Origin of the sequence: Sorangium sp. So ce1504, assembly GCF_051521635.1 — a bacterium.
In the GTDB taxonomy this organism is placed as follows: domain Bacteria; phylum Myxococcota_A; class Polyangia; order Polyangiales; family Polyangiaceae; genus Sorangium; species Sorangium cellulosum_B.
In genome coordinates this window covers 8511994-8538074 of the sequence record NZ_CP150365.1, presented here as the reverse complement: position 1 = coordinate 8538074, position 26081 = coordinate 8511994, and the positions used below count along the sequence as shown (strand labels likewise).

The following is a 26081-nucleotide window of genomic DNA, read 5'->3' as shown; positions in this document are numbered from 1 at the left end:
CGCTGCCGTCTGGCGTGAGCGCACGTCGCCCTGCGCTGTTCAAGGGCTACTCGATGTTGACTTTCATTTGTAGTAGGCCCCTGATGACCGCGAGTTCGACACGCCGCGAGCCCACCGAGCTCGCGATGCGGTGTGATTCGGTGGGTTAGTAATACATATTACATGTCAACGCAGACCCGTCCCTTCCGGGCCCGTCTCGGGCTCGCTGTTCCCGTGCTTCTGATCACCGTGGCCGGGGTCGCTCATGCGCAGTCTCCTGAACCGAGCGCGGAGGCCCCGGGGGATCCAGCGATGCCGGGAGCGCCTCCGGGCACGGGAGCGCCGGCGGCGGGCCGGGACGCACCTGCACCGGCGCCGGCGGCACCTCCCGGCGATGCGCCGGCGGCACCTCCCGGCGATGCGCCGGCGGCACCTCCCGGCGATGCGCCGGCGGCACCTCCCGGCGATGCGCCGGCGGGGGACCAGGATGCTGCTGCGCCAGCGCCGGCGGCGGCTCCCAGCGCTGCGCCGGCGGCACCCTCCGGCGATGCGCCGGCGGTGAATCATGAAGGCGCTGCACCGGCGCCGGCGGCGCCTGCCGGCGACGCGCCGGTGGAGGTGACGGTCGCGGGCACGCGCGTGACGCGGACCGCGGGCTCGGCTCATGTGATCAAGAGCCGCCAGCTCGAGCGCTTCGAGCACGACGATCCTCACGCCGTGCTGGTCAGCGTTCCCGGCGTGTACGTGAGGGGCGAAGACGGGCTGGGCCTGCGGCCGAACATCGGTGTTCGCGGCGTCAACCCCGATCGCAGCAAGAAGGTGACGCTCATGGAGGATGGCGTCCCCATCTCTCCTGCGCCGTACTCCGCGCCAGCCGCTTATTACTTCCCGCTCATCACCCGCATGTCGAACGTGCGCGTGATCAAGGGGCCAGGGGCCATCGCCTATGGCCCGCAGACCGTGGGTGGCACCGTGGATCTCGTCACCCGCTCCGCCCCGTCGCTCGCGTCGGGCGCGCTCGATCTCGCGCTGGGCCAGTACGGCTACGGCAAGGCGCACGCCTATGTCGGGACGAGCGACGGTCAGATGGACTTCCTCGTCGAGGGCGTGCACCTGCGGAGCGACGGCTTCAAGGAGCTCCCGAGCGGCGCGGACACAGGGTTTTACCGCAACGAGGTGATGGTCAAGGGCAGTTACGTCGTCGACCCGGCCGCCCGCATCAAGAACGAGCTCCGCCTCAAGCTCACCTACTCGGAAGAGCTCTCCAACGAGACGTACCTCGGCATCACGGACGGGGACTTCGAGGAGGACCCGCTCCGCCGTTACGGGGTGACCGCGCTCGACCGCATGCGCAACCACCGCACCGCGGTCGCCGTGACCCACGTGCTCGAGCCGTCGCGCGACCTGTCGGTGACGACGACCGTGTACCGGAACGACTTCTCGCGCGTGTGGCGCAAGGTGAACGGCTTCCGCGGGGCCAACCTGTTCGACGTGCTCGCCGCCCCGGACACGCCGCAGAACGCGGTGTACTACGCCGTGCTGACCGGGCAGCTCGACAGCTCGACGCCGGGCGAGGCGCTGCTCATCGGCCCCAACGAGCGCGACTTCGTGTCGCAAGGCGTGGAGACCCGCGTCCGCTGGAACGTCGCCACGGGGCCCGTCTCGCACCGCGTCGAGTACGGCCTGCGCCTGCACCACGATCGGGTCGAGCGCCGCCACAGCGAGAACGGGTTTCTCGTGCTCGGCGGCGCGCTCGTGCCGGACGGCGGACCGACCGTCGTGACCCAGTTCAACGAGGCATGGACCGAGGCGGTCGCGCTCCACGCGAGCGACGCGATCACCTGGAGAGCGCTCACGGTGACGCCCGGCGTCCGGATCGAGCTCATGCGCTCTGCCCTCGTGGATCGCGCGGCGGGGCGCGAGCAAACGCGGCTCGCGCAGGCGCTCCTGCCCGGCGCCGGCGCCTACCTTGCGCTCACCGAGGCGCTCGGCCTCCTGGCCGGGGCCTACCGAGGATTCAGCCCCCCGGCCCCGGGGAGCGACGAGCACGTCGAGCCCGAGCTCAGCGTGAACTACGAGGGCGGCGCTCGCTTCGCCGACGGGCCGCTGCGCGCGGAGATCATCGGCTACTTCAACGATTACTCGAACATCACGGATGTCTGCACGCTCTCCAGCGGCTGTCTCGACGCGGACCTCGATCGCCAGTACGACGCGGGCGAGGCCCGGATCTACGGAATCGAGGCATATGCGGAGCACGAGGTCCCGCTCGGCCAGCTCAAGCTGCCGATCACCGCGGCCTACACGCTCACCCGCACCGAGTTCCTCTCGAGCTTCGCCTCGGACGACCCCATCTTCGGCCGCGTCGTGAAGGGAGACGAGATGCCCTATGTCCCGCGGCACCAGGCGAGCCTCTCGGTCGGGGTCGAGCACGAGCGCGCCGGCGTCGCCGTGGGCGCCACCTACATGTCCGCCATGCGGGAGAAGGCCGGCAGCGAGCCCATATCCCGGGCGCTCGCCACCGACGAGCAGCTCCTCTTCGACGCGAGCGCCAAGGTGCGTGTCGTCGGGCCGCTCGTGCTCTACGCGAACGCGCGGAACATCCTCGGCTCCCAGTACATCGTGTCGCGCCGGCCCTTCGGCGCCCGGCCGAACGCGCCGCGCTGGATCCAGGTCGGCGCCAAGGCATCCTTCTAGAGCGGCGGTCACCCGCACAGGAGACGGGCCCAGATCGGCGTTTTCGGCGCGCAAGCGCACTCGAGTGCGCTGAGCACCGAAAACGTCGAGGTGGGCCCGTCTCCGAAGCGGGTGACCGCCGCTCTGCGCTGCATGTAGGAGAGGCGGGCGGAAAGCGAGCGGGGCGCCCGACGTGGACGCGCGCGTCGATCAGAGCGGGCGGATGTGGGGGGGAGGCCCCTCTGGAGCTGGAAGGATGTAGGGCGCCGGGCCGAGACCGTCGCGGACCGCGGCGAGATCGACGCCGGGATCGATGAGGCGCGCGATGCGGCGGCCGTTGAGCGAGACGAGGGCGTCGGCGCGCACCTCCACCGGCCCGCGGCCGCGGCGCTCGAAGTCCTCGCGGATGTGATGGGAGAGCTGCAGGATGAGATCGGGCTGGCCCGCCATCTCGCGCTCCTGCAGGCGCGTCAGGTACTCCCGCGGGCTCACATGCCATGTCCGGCCGGTCTGGCTGCTGCGGACGATGAAGGTGACGCTCCCGTTCTTCTCGCGCACCATCACGCGCCAGGAGAAGCGCATCCCCTGCTCGTGCCAGCGCACGTTGCCGCCGTACGCCAGGAAGCGGAGCGGCATCGCGAGCTGAACCGCGCAGTACGCGGCGCCCAGCGCGAGCCCGAGGGCCCGCAGCGATCGCGAGGGCGGCGCCGCCGGGGGGAGGGCGGGGTCGTCTGTGGGCGCTTGCGGCGCTTGCGGCGCTTGCGGCGCTTGCGGCGCGTGCGGCGCGCCGGCGCCACCGTGGGCGGGGAGCGCGCGCGCTCGGAGCCGGGAGAGGAGCCGCCGGGGCCACTCCGGGGGGAAGAACACGAGCGCGGAGAGCACCATGATCACCGGGAACATCCCGATCGGAAACAGCGAGCGCGTGACGACGTGGAACAGGATCACCGCGGCGTACGCGAAGGGGCGGAGCCTCCGGCAGAGGAGAAGCCAGACGACGCTGGTGTCGAACAGGAAGCCCGCCCAGCTCATGAGCGGCGCGGCCCACGGGTGCGTGAAGAGCGGGCCGAGGACCGGCATGTCCGTGCGCGAGCCGAGCCAGATGCGGAGCGGCTGCGCGTGCAGGAGCCAGTCGGCGTGGGCCTTCGCGAGCCCCGCGAACGTGTACACGACGCCGACCTGGAAGCGCAGCAGGTGGAGCCACGCAGCGGAGACGGAGCGCTCGCTGCGCCGAGAGAGCAGCGCGTCGATGGACCAGGCGCGGTGCGCCGGCGACGCCGCGAGCAACAGGCCCAGCAGGCTCGCCAGGTAGTAGTGGTTGAGGTACGTCGTGACGTCGATGACCTGCAGGTAGGTGAAGCCGGCGACGAACAGGGGCGCCGCGACGCGGAACATGAAGCCGAGGGCGAGCGCCAGGGCGAGCGCCGCGAGCGCCCAGAACAGGGCGTGCATCCCGGCCGGCGAGAGCGGCTCGACCCACGCGAGGCCCCAGTACTTGAAGTGAAAGCTGGGCTTGACGAAGAACTCGTCGATCCAGCCATACGCGATGAAGCGCGCCATGCTCACGCACATCGTGAGCCCGAACAGGGCGCGGAACGCCGCGAGCCAGGCGATGTCGATCGGGCGAAACAGCGCTCGATGCAGCGCCGCGGCCGCGCGCGACCACGCCGCCGCGAGCCCCAGGGGGCCCGCGCGGCCAGGGGGCTCAGTCGTTGTCACCTTCCGACGACTGGGGCAGCTCGAGGTTCAGCGCGCTGACGAACTCCGTCTTGAGCAGGTCCGTCAGGGCCTTCACGGCGGTGTAGACCGACTCGACCTTCGCCCGGTCGGTCGAGAGCGCCTGCTCCAGCGGCAGGTCGAGCGCGTCCACGGCCGACTGGGCTCCCGACAGCGCCTGCAGCATGCGATCGGCGAGATCGGCCGAGTCGACCGCGCGCAGCCAGTCGTCGAACCCAACGCCCTCGCCGCCCTCGCCGCAGCCCTGGAACAGGCGCCGGAAGCCGCGCAGGTTGGCCCGGATGTGCGCCGCCGAGGCGAGGGCGAAGCGGGACTCGAGCGCCTCCGGGCAGGTGGGCGTGACGCAGTCCTCGGTGAAGCCGAGCGGGCGCCCGAGCTTCCAGTCCTTCAGCTCCTTCTCGACATAGAACATCGCGTCGCTCACCGCGTTGAGCGCGTCCTGCTCGGTCGCGAAGACGGGGCTCCCCTGGCCGGCCTGGATGAGCTTCTCCCGGAAGCTCCCCGCCTCGGGCGCCCATGCGCGCGCGAGCGCGCCCGCCTGGGCGAGCACGTCCGCGGCCGCCGCGGCGGCGTAATCGCCCTTGCGCTGCGCGAGCTCTCCCGCGCCGAGCGCCGCCCAGGTGCGGTTCGCGTTGATGGGCGAGTACTGCGAGCAGGCGTTGTCGCCGCCGCCGTAGAAGACGAGGTACTCGAGCGCCGCGAGGCCGCGCCCGTTGATGAGCGACGAGGAGAAGCTCGGCTGCGCATAGGCGCGGCTCACGATCTGCTCCTCGATCTTGCACCGGCTCACGAGGGGCCAGGAGTAGATCTGATCCCGGAGGTCCTGTCCTCCGGGCTGCGTGGAGCTCGCCGCGGGGCCGAAGCGGAAGAGCTCCACCTCCTGCCAGACCGCCATGGCGGCGAGCCAGGCGCCGCGCGCGGCGGCGGCGCTCGGCTCGCCCGGGCCGCGGGCGAGGGCCGCGGCGCTCTCGTGCAGCGCGCGCGCCTGCGCCTCGAACTCGCAGGCGCGGTTCAGCGCGCAGTCCGCCGCTGCGGTGATCAGCTTGGCCTTGCTGAAGGGGCCTTCCGCGACGGGGACCGGGGGGCACACGTCGCCGGGGGCCGGCTCGCCGCCCCCCGCGCCCCCCGCGCCAGAGGTCGTGGCGATCGTGGAGGAGGCCGCCGTGGTGCTCGTGGCGCCGCTCCCGGTCGACGGCACGGGTGCGGACCCGCCGCTGCCTGGCGGCTGCGCGACGCCGGGCCCCGCGCCCTGGCCCGTATAGACCACCTCGTCCGGGGGCGGCTTGCGGCACCCGGCGGCCGCGGCGACGCCGACGAGCGCCAGCAGGAGCGCTGTCGAGAGGCGGCGGCCCGCCCTCTCGCTCCGGGCGCGGTTCATTGTCGGCCTCACGCTGTTCATGCTGCCTCTCCGAGATACGGGCGCTCGCCCGGGGCCCGCCGGCGTCGCGGCGGCCCCGAGCTCGTTTCGCGCGAGAATCGTCCGTCGTACCCTGCCCGTCAACACGGAGGGAGCGCTCCCCCGCCTGTCAGCGCGGCGCGGCGGGGGGCGCCTCCCGGCGCGCGTCGGTCGTGTGAGCGTCAGTCCCTCTGCGCCGGGACCGCCAGCAGGACCAGGGTCGCGTCGTCGTCCTCGGGACCGTCGCTGTCGGACCGGTACCCGGCGGCCGCGAGCCATGCGCCGTTCGGCGAGAGCGCGACGCCGTAGAGCGAGTCATCGGGGCGATCGAAGCTGTAGCGCCGGTATCCGTTCGGATCGAAGCGCGTGTCCAGGGCGCCGTTCTTGTCGAACAGGGCGATCATCCCGTCGACGTTGCCCGTCGCGGGGGTGGCGCTCCCGACCATCACGACGCGATCGTCGGGCAGGGCGAGGAGGTTGCGCCCGCGGTCGTTGTCGCCGGCCACGTCGAGCAGGACGCCGCCGCCCACGCCCCAGGAGGGGTCGAATCCGCCCGTGGCCGTGACGCGGAAGGACACGAGATCCACGGCCCCGCTCTCCTCGGAGCGCCCGTATCCGGTGGTCACGTACTTGCCGTCCGACTGGCGAGCCGCGCCGTAGGCCTCGGCCATGCCGAGCGGGAACGGCGCGAGCCTCACGACGCCGTCCGACGAGAAGGTCGTATCCGGGGTGCCGTCCTGGTTCAGCCGCAGCAGCACGATCTGGTTCCTGCCGCCCACGCTCGTGTAGCCGGAAGAGAAGATCTTGCCGTCGGCCTGCACGAACCCGTTGCGCGGGTTGTCGCCCAGGTTCAGCCCGTCGACGTCGAGCGTGTGGACGCCCTCCGTCGCGAACGTGGTGTCCAGGGCGCCGTTCGCGGTGAGCCGCACGATCGCGCGATCCCGATCGGCGCGAGCCGCCGCCTTCCTGCTGGCGAAGAGGACCAGCCGATCGCTCGCGTCGCGGTCGACGCCCCAGAGCAGATCGCCCGTGTTGCCCTCGCCGGCGCCGAGATCGTGGATGGCGATGCCCTCGGTGCCGAAGGTCGTATCCAGCGTGCCGTTGCTGTTGAACCGCACGACCGCGAGATCCGCGTCCGACGGCGTGGCGCTCGGGTCGTGCTCGACCTGGCCGGCGAGCACGATCTTCCCGTCCGACTGCAGGACGATGCCGCGTGCGGTCTCCGTGGTCTTGCCTGCGACCACGTTGACCCTCGCGACCCCGTTCGTGCCGAAGGTCGTGTCGAACGAGCCATCGGTCTTGAAGCGCGCCACCGCCATGTACGTGTCGCCCGCCACGGCCACGTGCCCGGCAGCGTAAGCTCTGGACTCGGCGTCGAACGCGACGGCCCAGAAGCGGTCGTCCGTGGCTTCGTCGAGCGCCACGACCCCTGCGAATCCGGTCGACCAAGGCTCTTCGCCTGTGTCGCTGCCGCCGGTACCGCCGCCCTCGCCAGCGCCGCCGCCGCCTGTGTCGCTGCCGCCGGTGCCGCCGCCCTCGCCAGCGCCGCCGCCGCCTGTGTCGCTGCCGCCGGTGCCGCCGCCCTCGCCGGTGCCGCCGCCGCCTGTGTCGCTGCCACCGGTACCGCCGCCCTCGCCAGCGCCGCCGCCGCCTGTGTCGCTGCCGCCGCCCTCGCCGGCGCCGCCGCCGCCGCTGCTGCTCGTCGAGGGAGCGCCGCCAGCGCCGCCGCCCCCGGAGTTCGCTGAGTCGTCGGAGTCGTCTCCGCACGCAGCCACTCCGCCGAGCAGCACGCACCAGGAAAGTCCGAACGTCGCGAGCACGGTCCGCTGCGCGGACAACCAGGTTCTCTTCACAGGCATGGTCGGCAATCCCTTCATGAACATGAAAATGAAAGTCGTTATCTTTGTTGGATATAATCTTGCATGCCGTCCACGCTGTCAAGAGATTCTGCTGTCGCTATCCCGCCAAGGCCTTTCCTCGCTGGAAATGCCGCCTGGAGGTGAAGGTGTGGAGATGGTGCGGTGGGTGGGGGAAGCGCGGCGTGTGACGCGCCTTTGACGATGCCCGCATTGCGCCGCGCGACGCTGTCCGAGGCACCGCGCGCGGGCAGCCTGCTCGGCGATCGATGACCGCTCGGCGCGCCGTATCGGCGGAGCGACTTCGCCTGGGGGGGTCGGTTTCCTTCCGGAGCACGGAGGATCGCGGCCCGTCGGCCGGAAGGGCGGCCGGCCGAGGTCGCAGCGGGAGTCCCGGCGGAGGCCGGGCCAGCGGCGTTCGGGCGCCGCGCAGGCTGCGTCAGAGCAAGGTCAGGAGGCGTCGGGCGCGGGCCTCGGCCGCCTGGATGATCTCCGCGGACTCCGGCTCGGGGAGCTCGAGCTTCTTGGTCAGCGCTGCGATGTACTGCTTCTCCGCGTCGTGCTGCTCGCCGTCGACGAACGTGAGCAGCACGGCGTGCTGCAGCAGCGCGCGGCGGTCGTCGCCGCCGAGCTCGCCGAGCGGCACGTCGTCCAGGGTCCTTCGCTGGGAGGCGTAGGCGCGGATCTCCTTCGCCTGGTCCTCGTTCGCCTCGAACGCCGCGATCAGCCCCTCCACCATCTCGCGCTCGGCCTCGTGGAACTCGCCGTCCGCCCACGCCACGCTCACGAGCGACTTCACGATCGCCATGCTCTGCTCTTGCATGACGACGAGTGTCGTCGCTCCCCCGGGGCAACGTCAATCGTGAGGGGAGGGCGTCCTCGCCTCGGCGCGCGGGACGATCTGGAGCGCTCCCCGTGCGAGCGGCTCCGTCAGCGAGGCGAAGACCTCCGGCCGCAGCGTTCCAGCGAGCCCGGCGCAGAGCAGGGCGAGCGCGAGGAGCGCAAGCCACAAGGACAGACCTCGCCGGCGCGGGGCCACCAGCGGCACAGGCGGCCTGCTGCCGTCGTCCATCAGGGCGACCGGAGCGGATCCGGGCGTGGCGCGCTCGGATGCAACGGGGCTCAGCGCCCCGGCGAGCGGCGGGCGCGCGCCGGGGATGGCGCGCGCGGAGGTGCCGGAGACAGCAGCGACCGGCGGCGGCGTGAGGGTGAGGTCGAGGCCAGCGAGCGCCTTCATGCTGCGCGCCGCGCGGCGCTGCGCGCTGTGCTCGGACTGCGCGACGAAGCGCGCGACGAGCTCGTCGACCCGGGAAGCGCCTGCACCGACGCCATCCGCGGGAGGGCGCGCGCTCCGGGATCGCCGCGAGGCGTTCCACACGATCGCATCGATGGGACCGAGCTCCGCCGGGCACGGCGTCTCTTGCGGCTCTGCGTCGGCGGGGGGCTGCGCTGATGCTGCATCCGCGGGCGCGAGGTCAGCGGGGGGCTGCTCGGGAGCCAGATCGGCGGGCGGCTGCTCGGGAGCTGCTGCGTCTGCGGGCAGTTCCTCGGGAGCCAGATCAGCGGGCGGCTGCTCGGGAGCCAGATCGGCGCACGGTTCCTCGGGAGCTGCTGCGTCCGCGGACAGTTCCTGGGGTGCTGCGTCCGCGGGCGGCGCGCCGGCGTGGGCGGCTTCCGGACCGTCGGCCTCCGCCGCCAGCAAGGCCTCGATCGGCGCGGCCGGAGCCGTCGGGGGCGGCGCGGCCGGAGCGTCGTCGTCGCGCTGCGCCGGAAGGGGCCAGGGCAGCGTGTGACGCGCTGCTGGTGTCTCGTCGAACGGCGCGACGGCCGCTCGAGGAACCGCGGGCACGGCGAGGTGTGCCCGACGAACGAGCGGCCAGGCGCCATAGGCCGGTGTGACCTGGAGCGCCGCGTCCGCCGCCATGAACTGGATGGCGGGCGCGCGCGACGTCTCGATGAACTCCGGGACCTCGCTCACGCTGGCAGGCGCGTCCGCCAGGTGCGAGAGCACGGCCCCGTCGGCGGCCTCCCTCTCCTCCCAGACGGCCATGGCCACGGTCGGCGTCGGCTCCTGCGAGAGCGGCGCGACCTCGGCGGGATCCGGGGAGAGCTCGACGAGGATCGAATCGGTCGGCGTCGGTTCCCGGGAAGACAGCGCGACGGCGGCGGGAGCAGGGGAGAAGTCGACGAGGAGCACCTCGATCCCCTCGGGGCTCGTGAGCGCTTCGCTGCAGGCAGAGGAGCCGCCGACGACGAGCGATGGCGCGGGCACGGGCCGCGCTTCTTCAGGAGCGATCTCCGCCGCCGCGCGCGCGAGCGGCGCCACCGGCGCGATCGTCCGAGCAGGCTCGATGAGCTCCGGGATGACCGGGATCTCGGCCGGCGCTGCGGCCCCATGGAGCTCAACCACCGCCTGCACGACGGTCGGGGTCGGCTCCGGCAGCGCCTCGACCTGCTCGCCGGCGTGCGCAGGCGCCGACGGGTTCTCGGGACACGGCGCGACAGCTACCGCCCCGGCAGCATCGCCTGCGCTCGCAGGCGCCGGGGGCGCCACCCCGGCGATTGCACACGCGACGAGCCCGGGGCTGAGCGTGAGCTCCACGACCGCAGGTGCGACCGGGCCGGGGCTGAGCGTGAGCTCCACGATGGGATTCGGCAGCGGGGCAGCGGGGGCGTCGCCGCGCGCGGCAGCGGGGGCGTCGCCGCGCGCGGCAGCGGCGGTCGCATCGCGCCGCGCTTGCTCCGCTTGCGGCGGCGGCATCTCGTCCGCTTCCGGCGCCGCAGGCTTCGCCTGGACCTCCGGGCGCGGGCGCCTCAGCCGACCGGCCTCCTTCGCGCGCAGCGTCTCACGGGCGAGCCGCGCCAGCGCCCGCCGGGCGGCGTTGCGGTTCACCGGGATCAGCGCGGCCTCGAGCTCCCGCGCGACGGCTTCCGGGTCCTGCTCGTGCGCGGGGCGCGGGCGCGCCGTCGCCGTGAGGTTGGGCATGCTGCCAGCGGACACGGCGAGGAGCCGGGCGAGCAGGTCGCGGAGCAGCCGCGCGGCCTCGGCCGGCGCCACAGCGTCGCCGCGCGTGCGCACCGTGACGGTGCCCTCGGTCGTGAGCAGCACCGCGCGATCGTCGAGCCTGAGGGGCAGGCGCGACGTCGCGTCGCTGACGGCGAGCGCGAGGTAACCCGAGGTCTCCGGCACCAGCGAGGCGCTCCGCGCGTGCGCCGCCGCGACGACCTCCTCCAGCGTGACGCACGCGCTCACGAGCGCCCCCGGCCCGCCGCGTCGCCCGGCCCGCTTGCGCGCGCCGGCCTGACCGGCACCCCCGCCGCCTCGAGGTACGCCTTCGCTTCGCCGATCGTGTACTCGGCGTCGTGGAAGATCGACGCGGCGAGCGCGGCGTCGGCGCCGCCCTCGACGAGGCCGGCGCGCAGGTGATCCAGCGTCCCGACGCCGCCCGAGGCGATCACCGGGACCGGCACGGCCCGCGCGATGGCGGCGGTCAGCAGGAGGTCGTAGCCGTCCCGCGTGCCGTCGCGGTCCATGCTCGTGACGAGCAGCTCGCCCGCGCCCGCCCGCGCGATCTCCTCGGCCCACGCGACCGCGTCGCGCCCCGTGTCCCGACGGCCGCCGTGGGTCACCACCGTCCAGGCCACGCGCGAGGGATCCGCGATCCGGCGCGCGTCGATCGCCACGACGATCGCCTGCGCACCCCAGCGGTCCGCGGCGCGCCGCACGAGGTCGGGATCGTTGACGGCGGCCGTGTTGATCGCGACCTTGTCCGCCCCCGCGTCGAGGAGCGCCTTGATGTCCTGCTCGGACTTGACGCCGCCTCCGACCGTCAGCGGCGTGAACAGCACCTCCGCCGTGCGCGCCACGACGTCGAGGATGATGCCGCGCTTCTCGTGCGACGCGGTGATGTCGAGGAACGTGATCTCGTCCGCGCCCTCCGCGTCGTAACGGCGGGCGGCCTCGACGGGATCGCCGGCGTCCCGCAGCCCCACAAAGCGGACGCCCTTCACGACGCGGCCGTCCTTGACGTCGAGGCACGGGATGATGCGCTTCGCGAGCATACGTCCCGCGTTAGCCTACCTGCCACGCCAGGGCCAACTGTTGCGCTGTGCGCCCGCTCCGGCGCCGCGGGGGGGCTTCCTCGCGCGCCTCTCGCACGTTTTGCCGGCATTTCCGGCCGCCGGGGAGGCGCAGCGCGCCGGCCGCAGCGCCCGGAGCCTGACCGCGCCGCGGTTCCTCGCTACCATGGCGCCATGCACTGCCCGCACTGCGGGAGACCCGTACCCGAGGGCTCGATCGCGTGCCCGCACTGCGGCGCCGCGCTCGCGCCGCCGGGCGGAGCGGCCGGCTACTACGGCATGAAGCCCGCGGCCCGCACCATGGTCGGCGTCACGCTCCCCGACCTGCTCCGACAGACGCCGTCCGCCCCCGCCGATCCGGGCGGCGCGGGCCCCGGCCAGGCCGCGCTGCCGCCCATGGCCGGCGGGCCGGCCGCCGCCTCGCGCACGATCGTCGGCATGCCCGCCGCGATCTTCGGGGCGGCGCCGGCGCAAGCGCAGGCCGATCCGCGCCTGGCCGGTGGCACGCTCGTCGTCGGGACCCCGGCTTCCGTGGCCCCGGGAGCGCGCCTCGACGCGCCCGCAGCGCCGGCCGCGCCGCTCCACGCTGCGCCGGGTGAGCTGCGCCTCGACCACACCGTGCCGATCGCCCCGGGCCTCGCGGCGCCGCGCGCTCCGGTGCCGCTGCCCGCCGTGTCGCGGACGCTGGTCGGCGTCGCCCGGCCAGGCATCGCGCCGCTCGCGCCCGGCGCCCCGGCCGACCCCGAGCCCGATCCCGAGCTCGACGCGCGCTACCAGCCGGCCGGAGAGCTCGGCGCCACGATCGCGCCGGCGCGCTTCCGCGCCCCTCCGCTGCAGAACCCGGCGCTCATGCGCCCTCATCGCCTCAAGCAGCGGCTCCCGCCGCCGAAGGGCGAGAGGCGCCCGCGCACGTCGCGTCGGGCCGTCGCCGTCGTCGTCGCGGGCGGCGTGCTCGCGCTCGGCGCGGTCCTGTTCGCGCTCCTCTGGCCGAGCGCGCCCCCGGTGACCGCGCGCGCCCGCGCCGACGCCGGGGGCCGCGAGGTCATCGAGCTCCGGTGCGACAGCTGCCCTGACGGCACCGCGGTCTCCATCGGCGAGGGGCGCGCGACCACCGCCGGCCGCGTCGCGCAGATCCCGCTCGCGAGCCCGCTCTCCGTCGGCGAAAACCGGATGAAGGTCGCCATCGACCGCCCCGGCAGCGGGCGCGACGAGACGGTCGGCGTCTCCATCCACGTCGCCTACCGGCTCCGGCCCGACCTCGGCACGCTGCAAGGGGAGCGGCCCTCGATCCAGGTCGTTGTCGAGGCGAGCAAGGGCACGCAGGTGATCCTCGACGGCAAGGAGGTCGCGCTCACGAGCGGCCGGGCCATCGAGTCGATCGACGTCACCGACGCGGTCGCGGGGCCCTCGGACGAGACGAAGACGCTGAGCCGGCAGGTGCCGTACACCGTCACGCCGCCCGACGGCCCGCGCGAGCAGGGCATGGTGAGCGTCGCGGTCGGCATCGTCCCGCTCACCATCGAGTCGCCCGGCCCGAGCGTCGTCATCGACAAGGAGAGCTTCGTCCTCGCCGGGCGCACGGCCCGCGGCGCGCAGATCTTCGCCGGCGCGCACCCGATCGCGGTTCGCCCCGACGGCACCTTCGCGCACGTGATGAACGTCTCGTCCGTGGGCGCGACCCAGTTCGAGGTGCGCGCGAAGATGCAGGGGATGGCGCCGCGCATCGCGAAGCTCGCGGTGCGCCGCGTCGACCGGCTCGACGCCGCCGCGAAGGAGTTCGCCGGCCGCGGCCCGATCGGGTACGCCGAGCTCGCCGCCGGCGGGAAGGACCACATCGGCAAGCCGATCGCGCTGACCGGCGAGGCCCTCGAGGTGCGCCGGCAGGGATACGCGACGCTGATCCTGCTCTCGATCCCGCCCGCGTCCGGCTGCAAGGAGGGCGGCGCGGCCGCCGCGAGCGCGAGCCCGGGCGCCGCGCCGCGCTCTCCGGAGGCGTGCAAGGTCCGCCTCGTCCATGGCGCCGACAACCCCGCCCAGCGCGGGGACATCCTCACCGCCTACGGCAGCGTCGCGCCGCCGTTCGTCGCGCCGGGCGGCGCCGAGATCCCCGAGGTGCAGGTCGAGTTCACCGTGAAGGGCGGCCGATGAGCGCCGCGCGCACCACGGCGCCCAGCCCGAGAAGGCCGCGTCGCGCCCGGACGGCGGGCCTCGCCGCGGCCGCGCTCCTGCTCTCCGCCGCGGCGCCGCTCGCCTTCGCCGACGCGGTCGACACGAGCCGGCCGCACACGATCGTGGTCGGCGCGCCCCGCGGCTTCGCCCCGAGCGAGCGGCTCGACGCGCGCCGCACGGGCCGCTCCGCCGCGCGGCTGCCCTTCCCGGCGCGCGAGGCGTGGCGAAAGCAGCTCCGCGGCGGGATCGACGCTGCGCCGCTCGCGGACGCCGCGGGCGATCTCCTCCTCACGCTGACGGTCCCCGAGGTCGTCAAGCTCGGCGCGGACGGCCGGGAGCGCTGGCGCGTGCGCATCGGCGACAGCGCGCCGCTCGCGCCCGCCGTGCTCACGAGCGACGGCACCCTCGCGCTGATCACCTCGTCCGGCGTCGCCGTCGGGCTCACGCCCGCGGGGAGCGTGCGCTTCGCCGTCCCCCTCGGCCTCCGGGGGCGCGACGCCGACGTGACGCCCCTCGCGCTCGACGACGGCGGGCTCGTGGCGGCCCTGGGGCGCTCCCTCGTCGAGCTCGCCGCGGACGGGACCGTGCGCGCCCGCGCCGAGATCGCGGATCGCGCGACGGGCGCCTTGCTCGCGGGCCCTGAAGGCACGCTCGTGACCACCGAGTCGGGCGCGGTGCTGACCTGGCGTCCGCCCGGCGCGCCGAGGCGGCTCGGCTCTCTCGGCGGTGTGCCTCGCCGCGGCGCGGCCCTCGCCGACGCCCGCACGCTGCTCGCGGTCGTCGACGCCCGCCGCCTGGTCGCGCTGGATCTGCCGACAGGGACCGCCGGGGTCCGCGCCGGCGCGGCCTTCAGCGCGCTCGACGGGCCGCCCGCCATCGGCGCCGGGGGCGTGGCCGTGGTCCTGTCGACGACCGGGCTGCTCCTCGGGGTCAACGCGTCGGGCGACCTGGCGTTCCGGGTCGCGATCGACAGGCCTCCGGGGTCCCCACCCGCCGACGGCGGGCTCTCCGGCTTCTTCGGCCCGGTGGACGCGAAGCCGAGCCCGCCGGTGGTGATCGATCGCACCGGCCGCGTCGGCTTCGTGCGCGCGGGCGGACGCGCCGGCGTCGTCGAGGCGGACGGCAATGTCTCCATCGCGGCCGAGCGCGTCTGCTCCGCGCCGGTCGCCGTCATCCCTGCCGGCGAGGAGCGGATGGCGATCGCCTGCCGTGACGGCACCGTGGTGATGCTGGCGCGCTAGCGCCAGCCGTCGCTCGTGCCCAGAGCTGCGTGTCGATGGCCGAGCTGGTCGGCAGCGCCAGCCGACCAGCTCGGTCGATGGATCCTGCGTCCTAGCTTGCGGTGTCCGGGATCCACTGCTTCCAGGTGCCCTCGTCCTCCCAGTACAGCTCGGACTCGGCCGCCCTCGTCTTGTACCGCGCGATCGTGATCTGCTCGTCGAGCGCCGCCGCGCCGGTCTCGTCGTACAGGGGGGCGGCGAGCGCGTCTTCGGGGATCATGTGCATGCTCACGACGAACTCGTCGGCATTCGCCTCGACGATACAGAACCCGTTGCTCGTGGCGTTGCTGAAGGCGAGGTACGGATTGGCCTTCTGCATGCTGTCGTCGATGTCGATGTCCTCCGCCTCCAGGACGCCTTTCAGCGTCGGATGGCTCGCCAGCTGCTTCGTCAGCACCGAGCGGTACGTGGCCGACGAGATCGCGGCGCCGCCGAATTCCACGATCTTGGCCGTGGCGCCCTCCACGGCGGCCGTCCCTGCGAGGAAGGCGCCGAGCTCGCCGGTGATCGACACCACGTTGCCCTCGACCGCGGCGAGCATCCCGATGAGCTCGTCCCGTTCCTTGCGGAAGCCGTCCCAGCCGTCACAGCTCAGGTAGAAGTGCCGGGTGAGCGACTCCTGCTCGGGCTCCACGGGTTGCGTGGTGTGGGCGAGGACGAGCTGTGAAAGGGGGGATTCGTTCCCCCATACCTTCCAGGTGCTCCGGGACTCCTCCATCGTCTTCTTGAACCAGGCTCTCTGCGCGTCTCCCATGACGACGCCCCGCTCCACGTCGGCCTTGAGAGCGATCCTCGAGATCGGGTCGAAGGATTCCTTGACGACGAGGTGACGCGATCCGAATGCGCTGTAATAGTCCGTCTTTCCGAGATCGGCGTAGGCGAACCCGACGTCCATGAAGCTCATCTCGCTTGCGCTGATGAGGGGCACCTGCTCGGTCTCGGGCCTCTGCTCGTTCAGCTTCGCGACGATCTCGTTGACGACGCTGGCGCTGATGGGGCGCGGCGACTCGTTCTGAGCGAACCCGAGGAGCGGGTCAAAGCCGAGCAGGGGAGCGGCGATCTCCAGCGCGTCCTTGTATCGAGTCAACACGTCGATGTCCTCGATGTAGTGGCTCCTGTAGGGGGCCAACGCCTCGATCTCTGCCTCGTTGAACTCGTCCTCGATGTCCACCTTACGCGCGATGACCTTCCCCGGAAAGGCGTCCTCCGGGATCAGGTGATCCGCGCGGTAGGAGCGGAGATCCGTCATCACGAGGTGGACGTGCTTCCCGAACGAGAAGTCCCGGTAGATGGTGATATCGTCCGGGTACTCGACCGCGCTGTCGTAGCGGAACTCGTCGCCCTCCGGATCATTCGGGTATTCGGCCGGCATGTACTCGAACCAGGCCTGGTTCGCCGCCTTGCGCCGGTACTCGTCCGTCTCCGGCTCTCGGCCGTCCAGATAGGCCGCCGTCGCGCCGTGGCCATCGTCGGAGAACTCGTGATCGCCCCAGACAGCGATCATGGGAAAGAGCTCGTGGACCCGCTGCAGCGCCCGGTCGGACCGGTACGTCTTGTAGAGCTCCCGGTAATTGCTCAGCGACTTGGCCGCGTGGTAGGCCGCGCCCTCCGCCGGCTGGAAGGCGATGGCGCCGTCCACGTCGGAGAAGGAGATGCCGCGCTGCCCCGGGGGGGCCTGGAGGCTCGGGTTCCCGGTCGTCTCGTGGATGTAGCCCCCGAGGTGGACGACGAAGTCGAGCTCCTCTTTCGCCAGGGCCACATAAGCGTTGTAGTAGCGACCGATGTAGTCCTGGCCGGACACGAAGGCGAAGCGCACCGGCACGTCCGCGCCCCGCGCGGGCGCCGTCCGCGTGCGCCCGACGCGCGAGCGGACGCAGCCTTCTCCAGTGATGTAGTAGAAGCGGTAATAGTACGTGGTGCCGGGGCTCAGGCCGTTCACCTTGATCTTGACGCAGTGATCGAACTCCGCCCGGGCGGTCACGCGGAGCTGCGTGCTGCCCGACCCCACCGTGGCCACGTTGTCGGAGCTCGGGTTGAGCACCACGAGCTGCGTGAACCCCTCGTCGAGCGCGACCACGAGCGCCAGGTTGAGATCCGACTGCGGCTGCTTGCTATCGATGAGCCGGGTCCACAGCACGACGCTATCGTGCCGCGGATCGCCGGAGGCCACCGACTGCGGGAAGAACCCGTCATCCTCGTGCGCGTCGCATGCGCCGACGGCGTCACCATCATCGGAGCAGGCAGTCGGCACGACCACCGAACCAGCGGTCACCAGGGTGGCGCGAAGAAAGTCTCGGCGTCTCATCATCGATTCAAGTCCTCCAACGACGGATACACCCCGAGCGCTGCGCGCGCAACGGCGGCGCCGGTGCCCCCGTTGCGCGCGCAGCGCCGCCGCCGCGCGCGGCGCTCCTCGCGCTCGCTCGAGCGGCGCGGGTCGCAGCATGGCGCCTCCTCGCGAGGAGCGCGAGCGCCACTTGACGTGCCGAGTCAGGCGGCATCTCGTGTGCGCCCTACCCGCTGAAAGCACACCATGTTCCAGACGAACCTCTCCTCCGAAGCGCTGCGCGGCGCGCTCTCGCGCCTCCGCAGCGGGCGTTCTGTCTTCGACCACACGGGCGCGCGCCAGCCGGTCCATACCGTCTACGGCGGCGCCCACCTGTTCAAGGCCGACACGGCCCGGAAGCTCGGGGCGGTGGCCCTCCGCGCCGTCGAGGAGCACGCGCCCGACTTCGCCGTCTTCGCGCGGGCGATCGGCCTGCCGGGGGCCGAGGGGCTCCCGGAGGGGCGCGCCGACGCCCTCGCGCTCGCGGCCGCGATCGAGGCGGGCGGGGGCGCGGCCGAGGGCGCCTCCGGGGCTGCGCGGCTCGCGCACGCGGTGCACGCGCGCGTGCTCGACAAGCTCCGCCGCGAGCCCGTGGAGGACCTGCGCATCGATTTCGAGGACGGTTACGGCGTGCGCCCCGGAAACGAGGAGGACGCGCACGCCGCCGCCGCCGCGCGCGAGGTCGCCCTCGGCATGGCCGCGCGCAGCCTGCCTCCGTTCCTCGGGATCAGGATCAAGCCGCTCGGCGACGGGTGCGCCGAGCGGAGCCTGAGGACGCTCGACGTCTTCTTCTCGGCGCTCATCGCCGCGTCGGGCGGCGCGCTCCCGCACGCCTTCGCGGTGACGCTGCCGAAGGTGGTCGCGCCCGAGCAGGTCGCCGCCCTGGCCGACGCACTCGACGCGCTCGAGGGCGCGCTGCGGCTGCCGGCCGGCTCGATCCGGATCGAGCTGATGGTCGAGACGCCGGCGTCGATCATCGGCCCGCGCGGGGAGATCGCGCTTCCCGGGCTGGTCGAGGCGGCCCGCGGGCGGTGCGTGGCGGCGCACTTCGGGGCCTATGACTACACCGCGAGCTGCGAGATCACGGCCGCCCATCAGCACCTCGCCCACCCGGCGTGCGACTTCGCGCGGCACGTGATGCAGGTCGCGCTGGCCGGCTCGGGGCTCTGGCTCTCCGACGGCGCGAGCAACCTCCTGCCCGTCGGCCCGCACCGCGCGCGCCCCGGCGGCGCGCCGCTCACGCCGCAGCAGGGCGAGGAGAACCGTCGCGCCGTCGTGGGCGCGTGGCGGCTGAAGTACGGTCAGGTTCGTCGCGCGCTCGAGAGCGGCTACTACCAGGGCTGGGACCTCCACCCCGCGGAGCTGCCGGTCCGCTACGCCGCCACGTACGCGTTCTTCCTAGAGGGCGTCGATGCGGCCGCCGCGCGGCTGCGGAGCTTCGTCGAGCGGGCCGCCCAGGCGACCGTCGCCGGGACGGTGTTCGACGACGCCGCGACGGGGCAGGGCCTCCTGGGCTTCTTCCTGCGCGCGATCGGCGCGGGGGCGATGACGGAGGGCGAGGCGGCGGAGAGGACCGGGCTCACGCCGGACGAGCTCAGGGGCCGATCCTTTCAGGCCATCGTGGCGCGCCGGAGCGCGTGATAGGAGAGCACCGGAATGGCCCGGTTCGCGGAGGGCCCGAGCGGCGAGGAGGACCGATGAGCGCGATCACGACGCATGTGCTGGACACGTCACGGGGCTGCCCGGCGAGCGGCGTGCTCGTGGTGCTGGAGGTAGGCGACGACGGCGCCTACAGGGAGGTCGGACGGGGCACGACCGACGGCGACGGCCGGCAGAAGGGGCTGCTGCCGCCCGGCGAACGGCCCCTCCAGGGCCGCTACCGCCTCACCTTCCACACAGGCGCCTATTACGCGGCGCTCGGATGCGAGAGCTTCTATCCCACGGTGTCGATCCTCTTCGAGATCCGGGACCCGGCGCAGCACCATCACGTCCCGCTGCTGCTCAGCCCTCACGGCTACACCACGTACCGAGGCAGCTGAGCGCGCATCCGCGCGAGAGCGCCGTCCTGCGCGGCGAGCGCGACGCGCGCGCCTGCCGTCCGTGGTGCGCCCGGAGGCGCCGCGAGGTCGACGGCCCGGCGGGGTGAAGGAGGTGTCCCACATGATACGATGGCGGGTGCCCGTCGGTGGGCGACTGTGAGGGTGAACGGTGGGCGCTCTACGGATTCGTTCGGGTGAAGCTCGGGATCGCCGGCGCGGTGCTGGCTGGCTGGCCGTCGCGATGGCCACGCTCGGGCCGGGCTGCGAGCAGAAGGTGCGGAGCTTCGTCGATGGCGACGGCGGCGCTGGCGCCGCTGGCGGCGGAGCAGGTGGTGGGTCGGGCACGGCGGTCGGCGGCGGCGGGGCTGGCAGCAGCGCGACGGGGGGCGGTGCGACCGGCGGCGGTGGCGCGACGGGTGGTGGCGCGACGGGTGGCGGCGAGGCCGGCGGCGCAGCGGCTGGGGGCGGCGAGGCCGGCGGCGGTGACGCAGGCGGGGGCGGGGGGACCCCTGTCGAGTGCTCTCCCGACGAGGCGCGGTGCGCCGGCGATCTCATCGAGGTGTGCGGCAGCGACGGGCGGTGGGGTCGTGCCGGTTGCGCTGGGTGGTGCGGCGCGGGCCGGTGCATCCTGCCGCCGAGCTGCCGCCTGGGCGAGACCGGGGCGGGCGAGACCTGCGGGCCGGATCGGAACCAGCCCTGCTGCGCGAGCCCGCGCGTTCCGGGTGGCCGGTACGACCGGAGCAACGACGCGGCGTATCCGGCGGAGGTGAGCGACCTGCGCCTGGATCGCCACGAGGTCACCGTCGGACGGTTCCGCAAGTTCGTCGAGGCGTATCCCGCGAGCCGACCCGCGGCCGGCGCTGGAGCTCACCCGGCGATCCAGCGGAGCGGCTGGGACGCTGCGTGGGACTCCCGTCTGCCCGCGAGCCAGGCGGCGTTGAGGGATGACCTGAAGTGCAACCCGGGATTGCACTCGTGGACTGACGACGCGGGCGGGAACGAGCTCAAGCCGATCAGCTGCGTGAGCTGGTTCGTCGCGTTCGCCTTCTGCGCCTGGGACGGCGGGCGGCTCCCGACAGAGGCGGAGTGGGACTACGCGTCGGCTGGCGGGAGCGAGCAGCGGGCGTATCCGTGGGGCAACGCGTTTCCGAACTCGACCTACGCCGTGTTCGACATGACGGGCAGCGCCGTCGTCGGATCGAAATCGCCGAGGGGTGATGGCCGGTGGGGGCAGGCCGACCTCGCGGGGAACGTGTGGGAGTGGACCCTGGACTTCGAGGGGACGTACCCCCAGCCGTGCCGTGATTGCGCGAACGTCGAGCGCGGCTCCGCGCGGGTGATCCGCGGCGGCAGCTGGTGGCAGCCTAGACCGGAGGACCTCTCCGCTCGCTTGCGGACCGGCTGGGACCCGACCGATGTGACGGACGCGCTCGGCGTGCGCTGCGCCAGGAAGCTGTAGCGCACGCCGCCCTTCGTGGGGCCGGCGCACACCGGGGAACGGGCGAACGGGCGCCGTTCAGGGAGAGATGAGGTAGATGACCGAGAAGGCCACGAGGAGCGTCGTGAACGCGAGCGCGATGAGCTTGGGCATGGTCCAGTCGTCGTTGTCGGTCTTCGAGATCTCTGTGCTCATCGTGTGCCTCCGCCGTGCTCTCCGCGCGCCTCGCGCGCGTCCGTCTCCTGGCAGAAGGCGGACTCGTCGTCAACCCTGAGCCCCCGCCCGCGACGGACCGGGCGTGCTCATGCGGATGCCTCCACCGCTGCTCTGGCCGCGCTCGCGGCCTGTCCGCCCGTGTGGAGCACGGGCCGCCTTGCCACCTCGCGCAGGCGACGCCGATTCCCCGCGTCGTGTGCCGATCCGGGTCCGCTGTCCGCCTCTGTCTCTCTCCAGCGCGCCTCGGCGATCGGGCGAATCGCCGTGTCCGTCGCGGCCTCCTCGCCGCCCCCGCGATCGACCGACGTGCGGGGCGGCTCGCGGCGCGTGGGCGGCGTCGTCTTTGCTCTTCGTGGCGCCCTCGAATCGCACATCCCCGTGATGTGCAGGAGGGAGACATGCAACACCTCACGATGCTCGCGCTGGGCGCCGGCCTCCTCGCGACGGCGCTGGCGCGCGCGGCGTTGCCTGAGCGCCCGGTCCGCTCGCTCACGGCGGCGCTCACGGGGCAAGACGAAGTGCCCGGCCCCGGCGACCCGAAGGGGAGCGGCACGGCCCGCGTCACGCTCGATCTCGACCGCGGCGAGGTCTGCTTCGACCTCGCGGTGGCCGGCATCGCGCCGGCGACCGCGGCGCGCATCCACGAGGGCTCCGCCGGCCGCGCGGGCCGCGGGATCATCACGCTGATGCCGCCGACAGGCGGCAGCTCCAGCGGCTGCGTGAGCGCGGCCCGCGACGATCTGAGCGCGTTGCTCGGTGATCCGGAGAGGTATTACGTCGCCGTGCGCACCGCCGATTTTCCCGACGGCGCGCTGCGAGGCCAGCTCTCGCGCTGAGCGGCCCACGCTCGGACACCCGATCGCCCGGACACCCGACGCGCCGGCGCTCCCCTCGCCCGACGCGCTCCCTCCTCGAGGGCCGCGCCCCGGGGCTCTATCCGCCCCACAGGAGCTTCTTCAGCCGGATCGCCGTGATCTTCCGCTGCTCGTCCGCGGCGATGGGCAGCTCCTGCTCCGGCGTGTGCTGGATCCGCGCGCGCAGCGCCTCCAGCATCTCGTCCGCGCTCTTCCCTGTGGCGCAGACGATGTAGATGAACCCGAACTTCTCGTCATAGACGCGGTTCAAGCGCGCGAGCGCCTCCCGCGTATCCACCGCCGCGGCGCTCATCCCCGCCTGTTCCTGGCTGGAGAAGCGCCTCGCCGTCGCGCTCGCCTCCGCGGCCTCCGCCTGCGGCCTGGTCTCTCCGATGCGGGGGTGCGCGCGGAACGCCTCGAGCCAGTCCTCCGGCGCGAGCCGCGCAAAGGCCTGCGCCGCCGCCGCGGAGAGGTGCTCCTCGTCGCGGAACGGCCGCGCCGCCGCCATCTGCGACGCCCACGCCGACGAGCCGCACGCCACGCGGAGCTCCGCCTCGGCCTCCGGCTCCGTGAGCGCGTTGAGCCAGCGGAGCCGCTGCTCGGCCGCCCCGCTCCGGGTCGCCTCGCCGAAGATCCGGAGCCGGCTCACGCCGCCGTCAGGATAGATGTTCAGGCGCACGTGCGTGAACGGCCCCGTCGCGCGGAGCTCTTCCTCGAAGAGATGACGCGTGTGCGCCTGGAGCTTCGTCCGCGGCACGATCTCCCGCCACTCGCCCGCGCCGGCGAGCTCCGACGCGGAGCGCCCCGCCGCGTCGATCCCCTCGATCATGCAGCTCTCGGGGTAATTGCCCTTGAAGTGGTTCGTGTCGACCTCGATCCGCGCGATCTCGCCCTCAGCCGCGAGCGCCACGAGCGCCCAGTCGTACCCGGGCCCCCTCCGGCGCCGCGTCTCCCAGCCGTCTCCCATGTTCGCCGCCCTGCCGGGCATGATGAGGTTGTGGCGCACCCCGAAGAACATGTCGCTGCACGAGAGCACGCGCCCGCCGTTCTCCGCGGCCGCGAGGTCGATCTCCGCGCCCGGGCGGCCCTGCCGGCGGACGTCGGGGAGGGCGTCGCCGTGCACCCGGAGCCGCGCCACGCCGCCATCCGGGTAGATGTTCAGGCGGAGGTGCGTGAACCGCGAAGAGCTGCTCAGCTCGAACGCGTTCTGCGAGTCGCCGGCCAGCGGCGAGCGCGGCAGGATCTCGACCCAGTGCGTCCGTGGGTCGAGCAAGTCCTCGACCCGCGCGTCGGGCCGCGCCGCGCACGCCTCGATGGAGCAGTGCTCGGGGTAATTGCCCCGGAAGAACGCCGTATCGACGATGACCCCGCGGAGGATCCCTGGCAGCCCCAGCCGGACGAGGCACCAGTCGAACCCGGGAGTCCGGCGCCTGCGCGTCTCCCAGCCATCCATCCACTTCCCGCGATCGGTGTACTCGTGCTCAAGGAACACCGCTTTCCCTGCCTTGAGCAGGTTCTCCTTCGGCGCGAAGAACTCGTCGTTCGCCGCGAGCACCGCGCCGCCCAGGCGCTCCGAGGCCAGATCGAGCGCCTCCGCGAACGCCGGCCCCGTCACCCCTCTCGCTTCAGCCATCGCCCTCTCGCCTCCGCGGGGAAGCTCCCGCGCTCATGGACCTTCTCGCCGCGAAGGTAGGTGGCCTCCACGACGCCGTGGAGCTCCTCCCCGGCGTACGGCGTCACCTTGTGCCGGTGCTGGAGGGTCGGCGGCTCGACCCGGAAGCTGGCGTCGGGATCCCAGAGCACCAGATCGGCGTCGAACCCGCGCGCGATCTCCCCCTTGCGGCGCAATCCGGCGAGCCTCGCGGGCCCGCGGCACAGCCAGTCCGCGAGCCGCTCGAGCGGGATGCCCCGGCGGCGGGCGTCGGTCCAGACGATCGACAGGCCGAGCTGCAGGCTCGAGATCCCGCCCCAGGCGGCGTCGAAGTCGCCGGCTTCGAGCCGCTTGAGCTCGGGGGTGCAGGGGGAGTGATCGGAGACGACGAAATCGATGAGGCCTCCCGCGAGCGCGGCCCAGAGCTCCTCGCGGTTCTGCCGTTCCCGGATCGGCGGAGCGCACTTGAAGGGCGTCGCGCCGTCCGGGATCTCCTCGGCGGCGAAGTGCAGGTAGTGCGGCGTCGTCTCGGCCGACAGCGCGGCGCCGCCGTCGCGCGCCCGCCGCAGGATGTCGAGCGCCGTGGCCGACGAGAGGTGGACCACGTGCGCCGCCGCGCCCGTCGCCTGGCAGAGCGACGCGAGCAAGGCGATCGCCTGGTCCTCCGCCTCTCGCGGGCGCGAGCGCAGGTAGGCGGCGTATGTGCGCGGATCCAGGCCGGCGATCGCCGCGCGCGCCGCGTCGATGGGGCCGGGGAGCTCGGCGTGCACGAGCAGCGGCGCCCCCGTGCCCGCGAGCACCTCGAGCGCGGCCCTGAGGTCCGCCTCGGCGACGTGGCCGAACTCCACCACGCCCGAGTCGACCATGAAGCACTTGAAGCCGAGCGCGCCGGCCTCGAGCAGCGGGACCAGCTCTCCCGCGTTGCCCGGGACGGCGCCGCCCCAGAAGCCCACGTCGACGAGGCACCGGCCCTCCGCCGCGCGCGCCTTCTTCTCGAGGTGCGCGACCGTGGTCGTCGGCGGGATGCTGTTGAGGGGCATGTCGACGAGCGACGTGACGCCGCCCGCGGCCGCGGCGCGCGTCGCCGTCTCGAAGCCCTCCCATTCGGTCCGCCCGGGCTCGTTGATGTGCACGTGCGCATCGACCAGCCCGGGCATCACCACCGCGCCCTGAGCGTCCACGACGGGGCAGCCCTCCGGCAGCTCGTCGTAGCCGGCGACGGAGACGATGGTGCCGCCCTGGATGTGCACCGAGGCCGGCCGCACGGCGCCCCCGGTGACCACCCGCAACCCGCGAACGATGAGGTCCGGCGTCATCAGGGACGCGATCGTACCACGGCGCCCGGCGGACCGAGGCGGGCCGCTCGCCGAAGCGCGCGCCTGGCCGCGCGCACGTCGATGCGCGCGTGGGCCTGTGCGCGCGTCACGCCATCTTCATACGATCGATGAGCTCGGCGAGCTCGGCGCGCATGGCGTCCTCGGAGGGAGCGCGGTACCGGCGGAGGTGGCCTGGCAGGACCCACGTGAACCGGTGCTGGAGGAGGCGCTCCATCGAGCGGATCTGCTCCGCCCAGGAATACCAGCAGATGTCGCGCGACGCGTCGAGTCGCCCGAGCTCGCCGGAGAAGAAGAGATGGTCCCCGGTGAAGAGGTACCGGTCCCGGAAGAGGAGCGCGACGCTGCCCCGCGTGTGGCCCGGGACGGGGATCAACGTGAGATCGGGCGCGAGGGCCACGGGGTCGAGCCCCTTGATCTTCACCTCGGCGAGCGCTGTTCCGTCGTCGATGTCGTCCTCGTGGATCACGCGATCGCACCCGAAGTTGTCGCGGAAGATCCGGTGATCGGCGACGTCGTCGCGGTGGGTGAGCACCAGGGTCCGGACGCCGCCGAGCTCGCGGATGCGCTTCATGAGCGGCCTGGCGGCGCGGGGCGAGTCGACGAGCACGTTGCCCTCGGGTCGCAGGATGAGGTAGCTCGCCGCGCCAAACGAGGACGACGAGGTATAGCCGCAATAATAGACATCCTCGTCGATCGGCTCGGGGAAGGAGAAGGTCGCGGCGGCCATCCCCGCCGCCGGTGCGGAGGTGCCGATGGAGGCGGTCGGACACGACACCAGCGCCATGGCCGCGCGGAGGTGCTCGTCCGGCGTCGCGGGCTGGCGAGCGACGATGCTCTGCTCGACGGCGGGCGCGCGCGCGAACACCGAGGGGGCGAGCTGGCGGCATACGTCGCAGTCGATGCACGACCGGTCGACGAAGTAATCGCCGGGGGCGTTCTCTGGCAGGCGGTCCTCGAGGCGAGCCATCTCGTTATCTCAGGATGACACGCGGGCGGCGGGCGTGGGGGCAGATCCGTCGCAGCCACGTCCACGGCGAACAGCCATCACTCCAG

Annotated in this window: 17 protein-coding genes; 7 read left to right on the top strand and 10 right to left on the bottom strand. The window is 73.2% G+C overall.

What is annotated here, in order from left to right:
* The first annotated feature begins 537 nt into the window (after positions 1-537).
* Positions 538-2673 carry a TonB-dependent receptor family protein gene (locus WMF39_RS32070; RefSeq protein ID WP_437740284.1) on the top strand — a complete coding sequence of 712 codons (2136 nt, stop codon included), beginning with the start codon at positions 538-540 and terminating at the stop codon, positions 2671-2673.
* A gap of 189 nt (positions 2674-2862) precedes the next feature.
* Here the strand turns inward: WMF39_RS32070 and WMF39_RS32065 are convergent, their stop codons facing one another.
* The 6 genes from WMF39_RS32065 to hisF form a co-directional block, all read right to left on the bottom strand.
* Positions 2863-4368 (bottom strand): HTTM domain-containing protein, encoded by a 1506-nt coding sequence (locus tag WMF39_RS32065; RefSeq protein WP_437740283.1) that lies wholly within the window; start codon positions 4366-4368, stop codon positions 2863-2865.
* Positions 4355-5785, bottom strand: a complete 1431-nt coding sequence (locus WMF39_RS32060) for an imelysin family protein (RefSeq protein WP_437740282.1) — start codon at positions 5783-5785, stop codon at positions 4355-4357. The genes WMF39_RS32065 and WMF39_RS32060 overlap by 14 nt, the downstream gene beginning before the upstream one ends.
* Positions 5786-5964: 179 nt before the next feature.
* Positions 5965-7641: a delta-60 repeat domain-containing protein gene (locus WMF39_RS32055; RefSeq protein WP_437740281.1), complete on the bottom strand. Its 1677-nt coding sequence runs from the start codon at positions 7639-7641 to the stop codon at positions 5965-5967.
* Positions 7642-8077: 436 nt separating this feature from the next.
* Entirely contained in the window at positions 8078-8461 is a 384-nt protein-coding gene (locus WMF39_RS32050; RefSeq protein WP_437740280.1) for a TerB family tellurite resistance protein, read from the bottom strand.
* Between the two features lie 33 nt (positions 8462-8494).
* Positions 8495-10891: a hypothetical protein gene (locus WMF39_RS32045; RefSeq protein WP_437740279.1), complete on the bottom strand. Its 2397-nt coding sequence runs from the start codon at positions 10889-10891 to the stop codon at positions 8495-8497.
* A complete protein-coding gene (hisF, locus tag WMF39_RS32040; RefSeq protein WP_437740278.1) occupies positions 10888-11700 on the bottom strand; it encodes an imidazole glycerol phosphate synthase subunit HisF in 813 nt (270 codons plus the stop codon). The genes WMF39_RS32045 and hisF overlap by 4 nt, the downstream gene beginning before the upstream one ends.
* Before the next feature lie 192 nt (positions 11701-11892).
* On the opposite strand from hisF, the gene WMF39_RS32035 reads away from it, so the two are divergent.
* Complete coding sequence (locus WMF39_RS32035) at positions 11893-13866, top strand: zinc-ribbon domain-containing protein (RefSeq protein ID WP_437740277.1); 1974 nt, start codon at positions 11893-11895, stop codon at positions 13864-13866.
* Positions 13863-15128, top strand: a complete 1266-nt coding sequence (locus tag WMF39_RS32030) for a hypothetical protein (RefSeq protein ID WP_437740276.1) — start codon at positions 13863-13865, stop codon at positions 15126-15128. The genes WMF39_RS32035 and WMF39_RS32030 overlap by 4 nt, the downstream gene beginning before the upstream one ends.
* 91 nt (positions 15129-15219) lie before the next feature.
* Here the strand turns inward: WMF39_RS32030 and WMF39_RS32025 are convergent, their stop codons facing one another.
* Positions 15220-17475, bottom strand: coding sequence for an alkaline phosphatase D family protein (locus WMF39_RS32025; protein ID WP_437740275.1), 2256 nt, complete (start codon positions 17473-17475; stop codon positions 15220-15222).
* 225 nt (positions 17476-17700) lie between these two features.
* Between WMF39_RS32025 and WMF39_RS32020 the strand changes: the two genes are divergently transcribed.
* The 4 genes from WMF39_RS32020 (at position 17701) to WMF39_RS32005 (ending at position 22022) form a co-directional block, all read left to right on the top strand.
* Complete coding sequence (locus WMF39_RS32020; RefSeq protein ID WP_437740274.1) at positions 17701-19134, top strand: DUF6986 family protein; 1434 nt, start codon at positions 17701-17703, stop codon at positions 19132-19134.
* Between the two features lie 56 nt (positions 19135-19190).
* Positions 19191-19532 carry a hydroxyisourate hydrolase gene (gene uraH / locus WMF39_RS32015; RefSeq protein WP_437740273.1) on the top strand — a complete coding sequence of 114 codons (342 nt, stop codon included), beginning with the start codon at positions 19191-19193 and terminating at the stop codon, positions 19530-19532.
* Positions 19533-19773: 241 nt separating this feature from the next.
* Complete coding sequence (locus WMF39_RS32010; protein WP_437740272.1) at positions 19774-20991, top strand: formylglycine-generating enzyme family protein; 1218 nt, start codon at positions 19774-19776, stop codon at positions 20989-20991.
* Between the two features lie 593 nt (positions 20992-21584).
* Positions 21585-22022, top strand: coding sequence for a CHRD domain-containing protein (locus tag WMF39_RS32005; RefSeq protein WP_437740271.1), 438 nt, complete (start codon positions 21585-21587; stop codon positions 22020-22022).
* Between the two features lie 97 nt (positions 22023-22119).
* Here WMF39_RS32005 and WMF39_RS32000 read toward each other — a convergent pair whose 3' ends face one another.
* The 3 genes from WMF39_RS32000 to WMF39_RS31990 form a co-directional block, all read right to left on the bottom strand.
* Complete coding sequence (locus WMF39_RS32000) at positions 22120-23673, bottom strand: allantoicase (protein ID WP_437740270.1); 1554 nt, start codon at positions 23671-23673, stop codon at positions 22120-22122.
* The gene (gene allB / locus WMF39_RS31995) at positions 23652-25007 is read right to left on the bottom strand and encodes an allantoinase AllB (protein WP_437740269.1); all 1356 of its coding nucleotides are present in this window, start codon (positions 25005-25007) and stop codon (positions 23652-23654) included. The genes WMF39_RS32000 and allB overlap by 22 nt, the downstream gene beginning before the upstream one ends.
* A gap of 106 nt (positions 25008-25113) precedes the next feature.
* Complete coding sequence (locus tag WMF39_RS31990; RefSeq protein ID WP_437740268.1) at positions 25114-25995, bottom strand: MBL fold metallo-hydrolase; 882 nt, start codon at positions 25993-25995, stop codon at positions 25114-25116.
* Positions 25996-26081 lie beyond the last annotated feature (86 nt).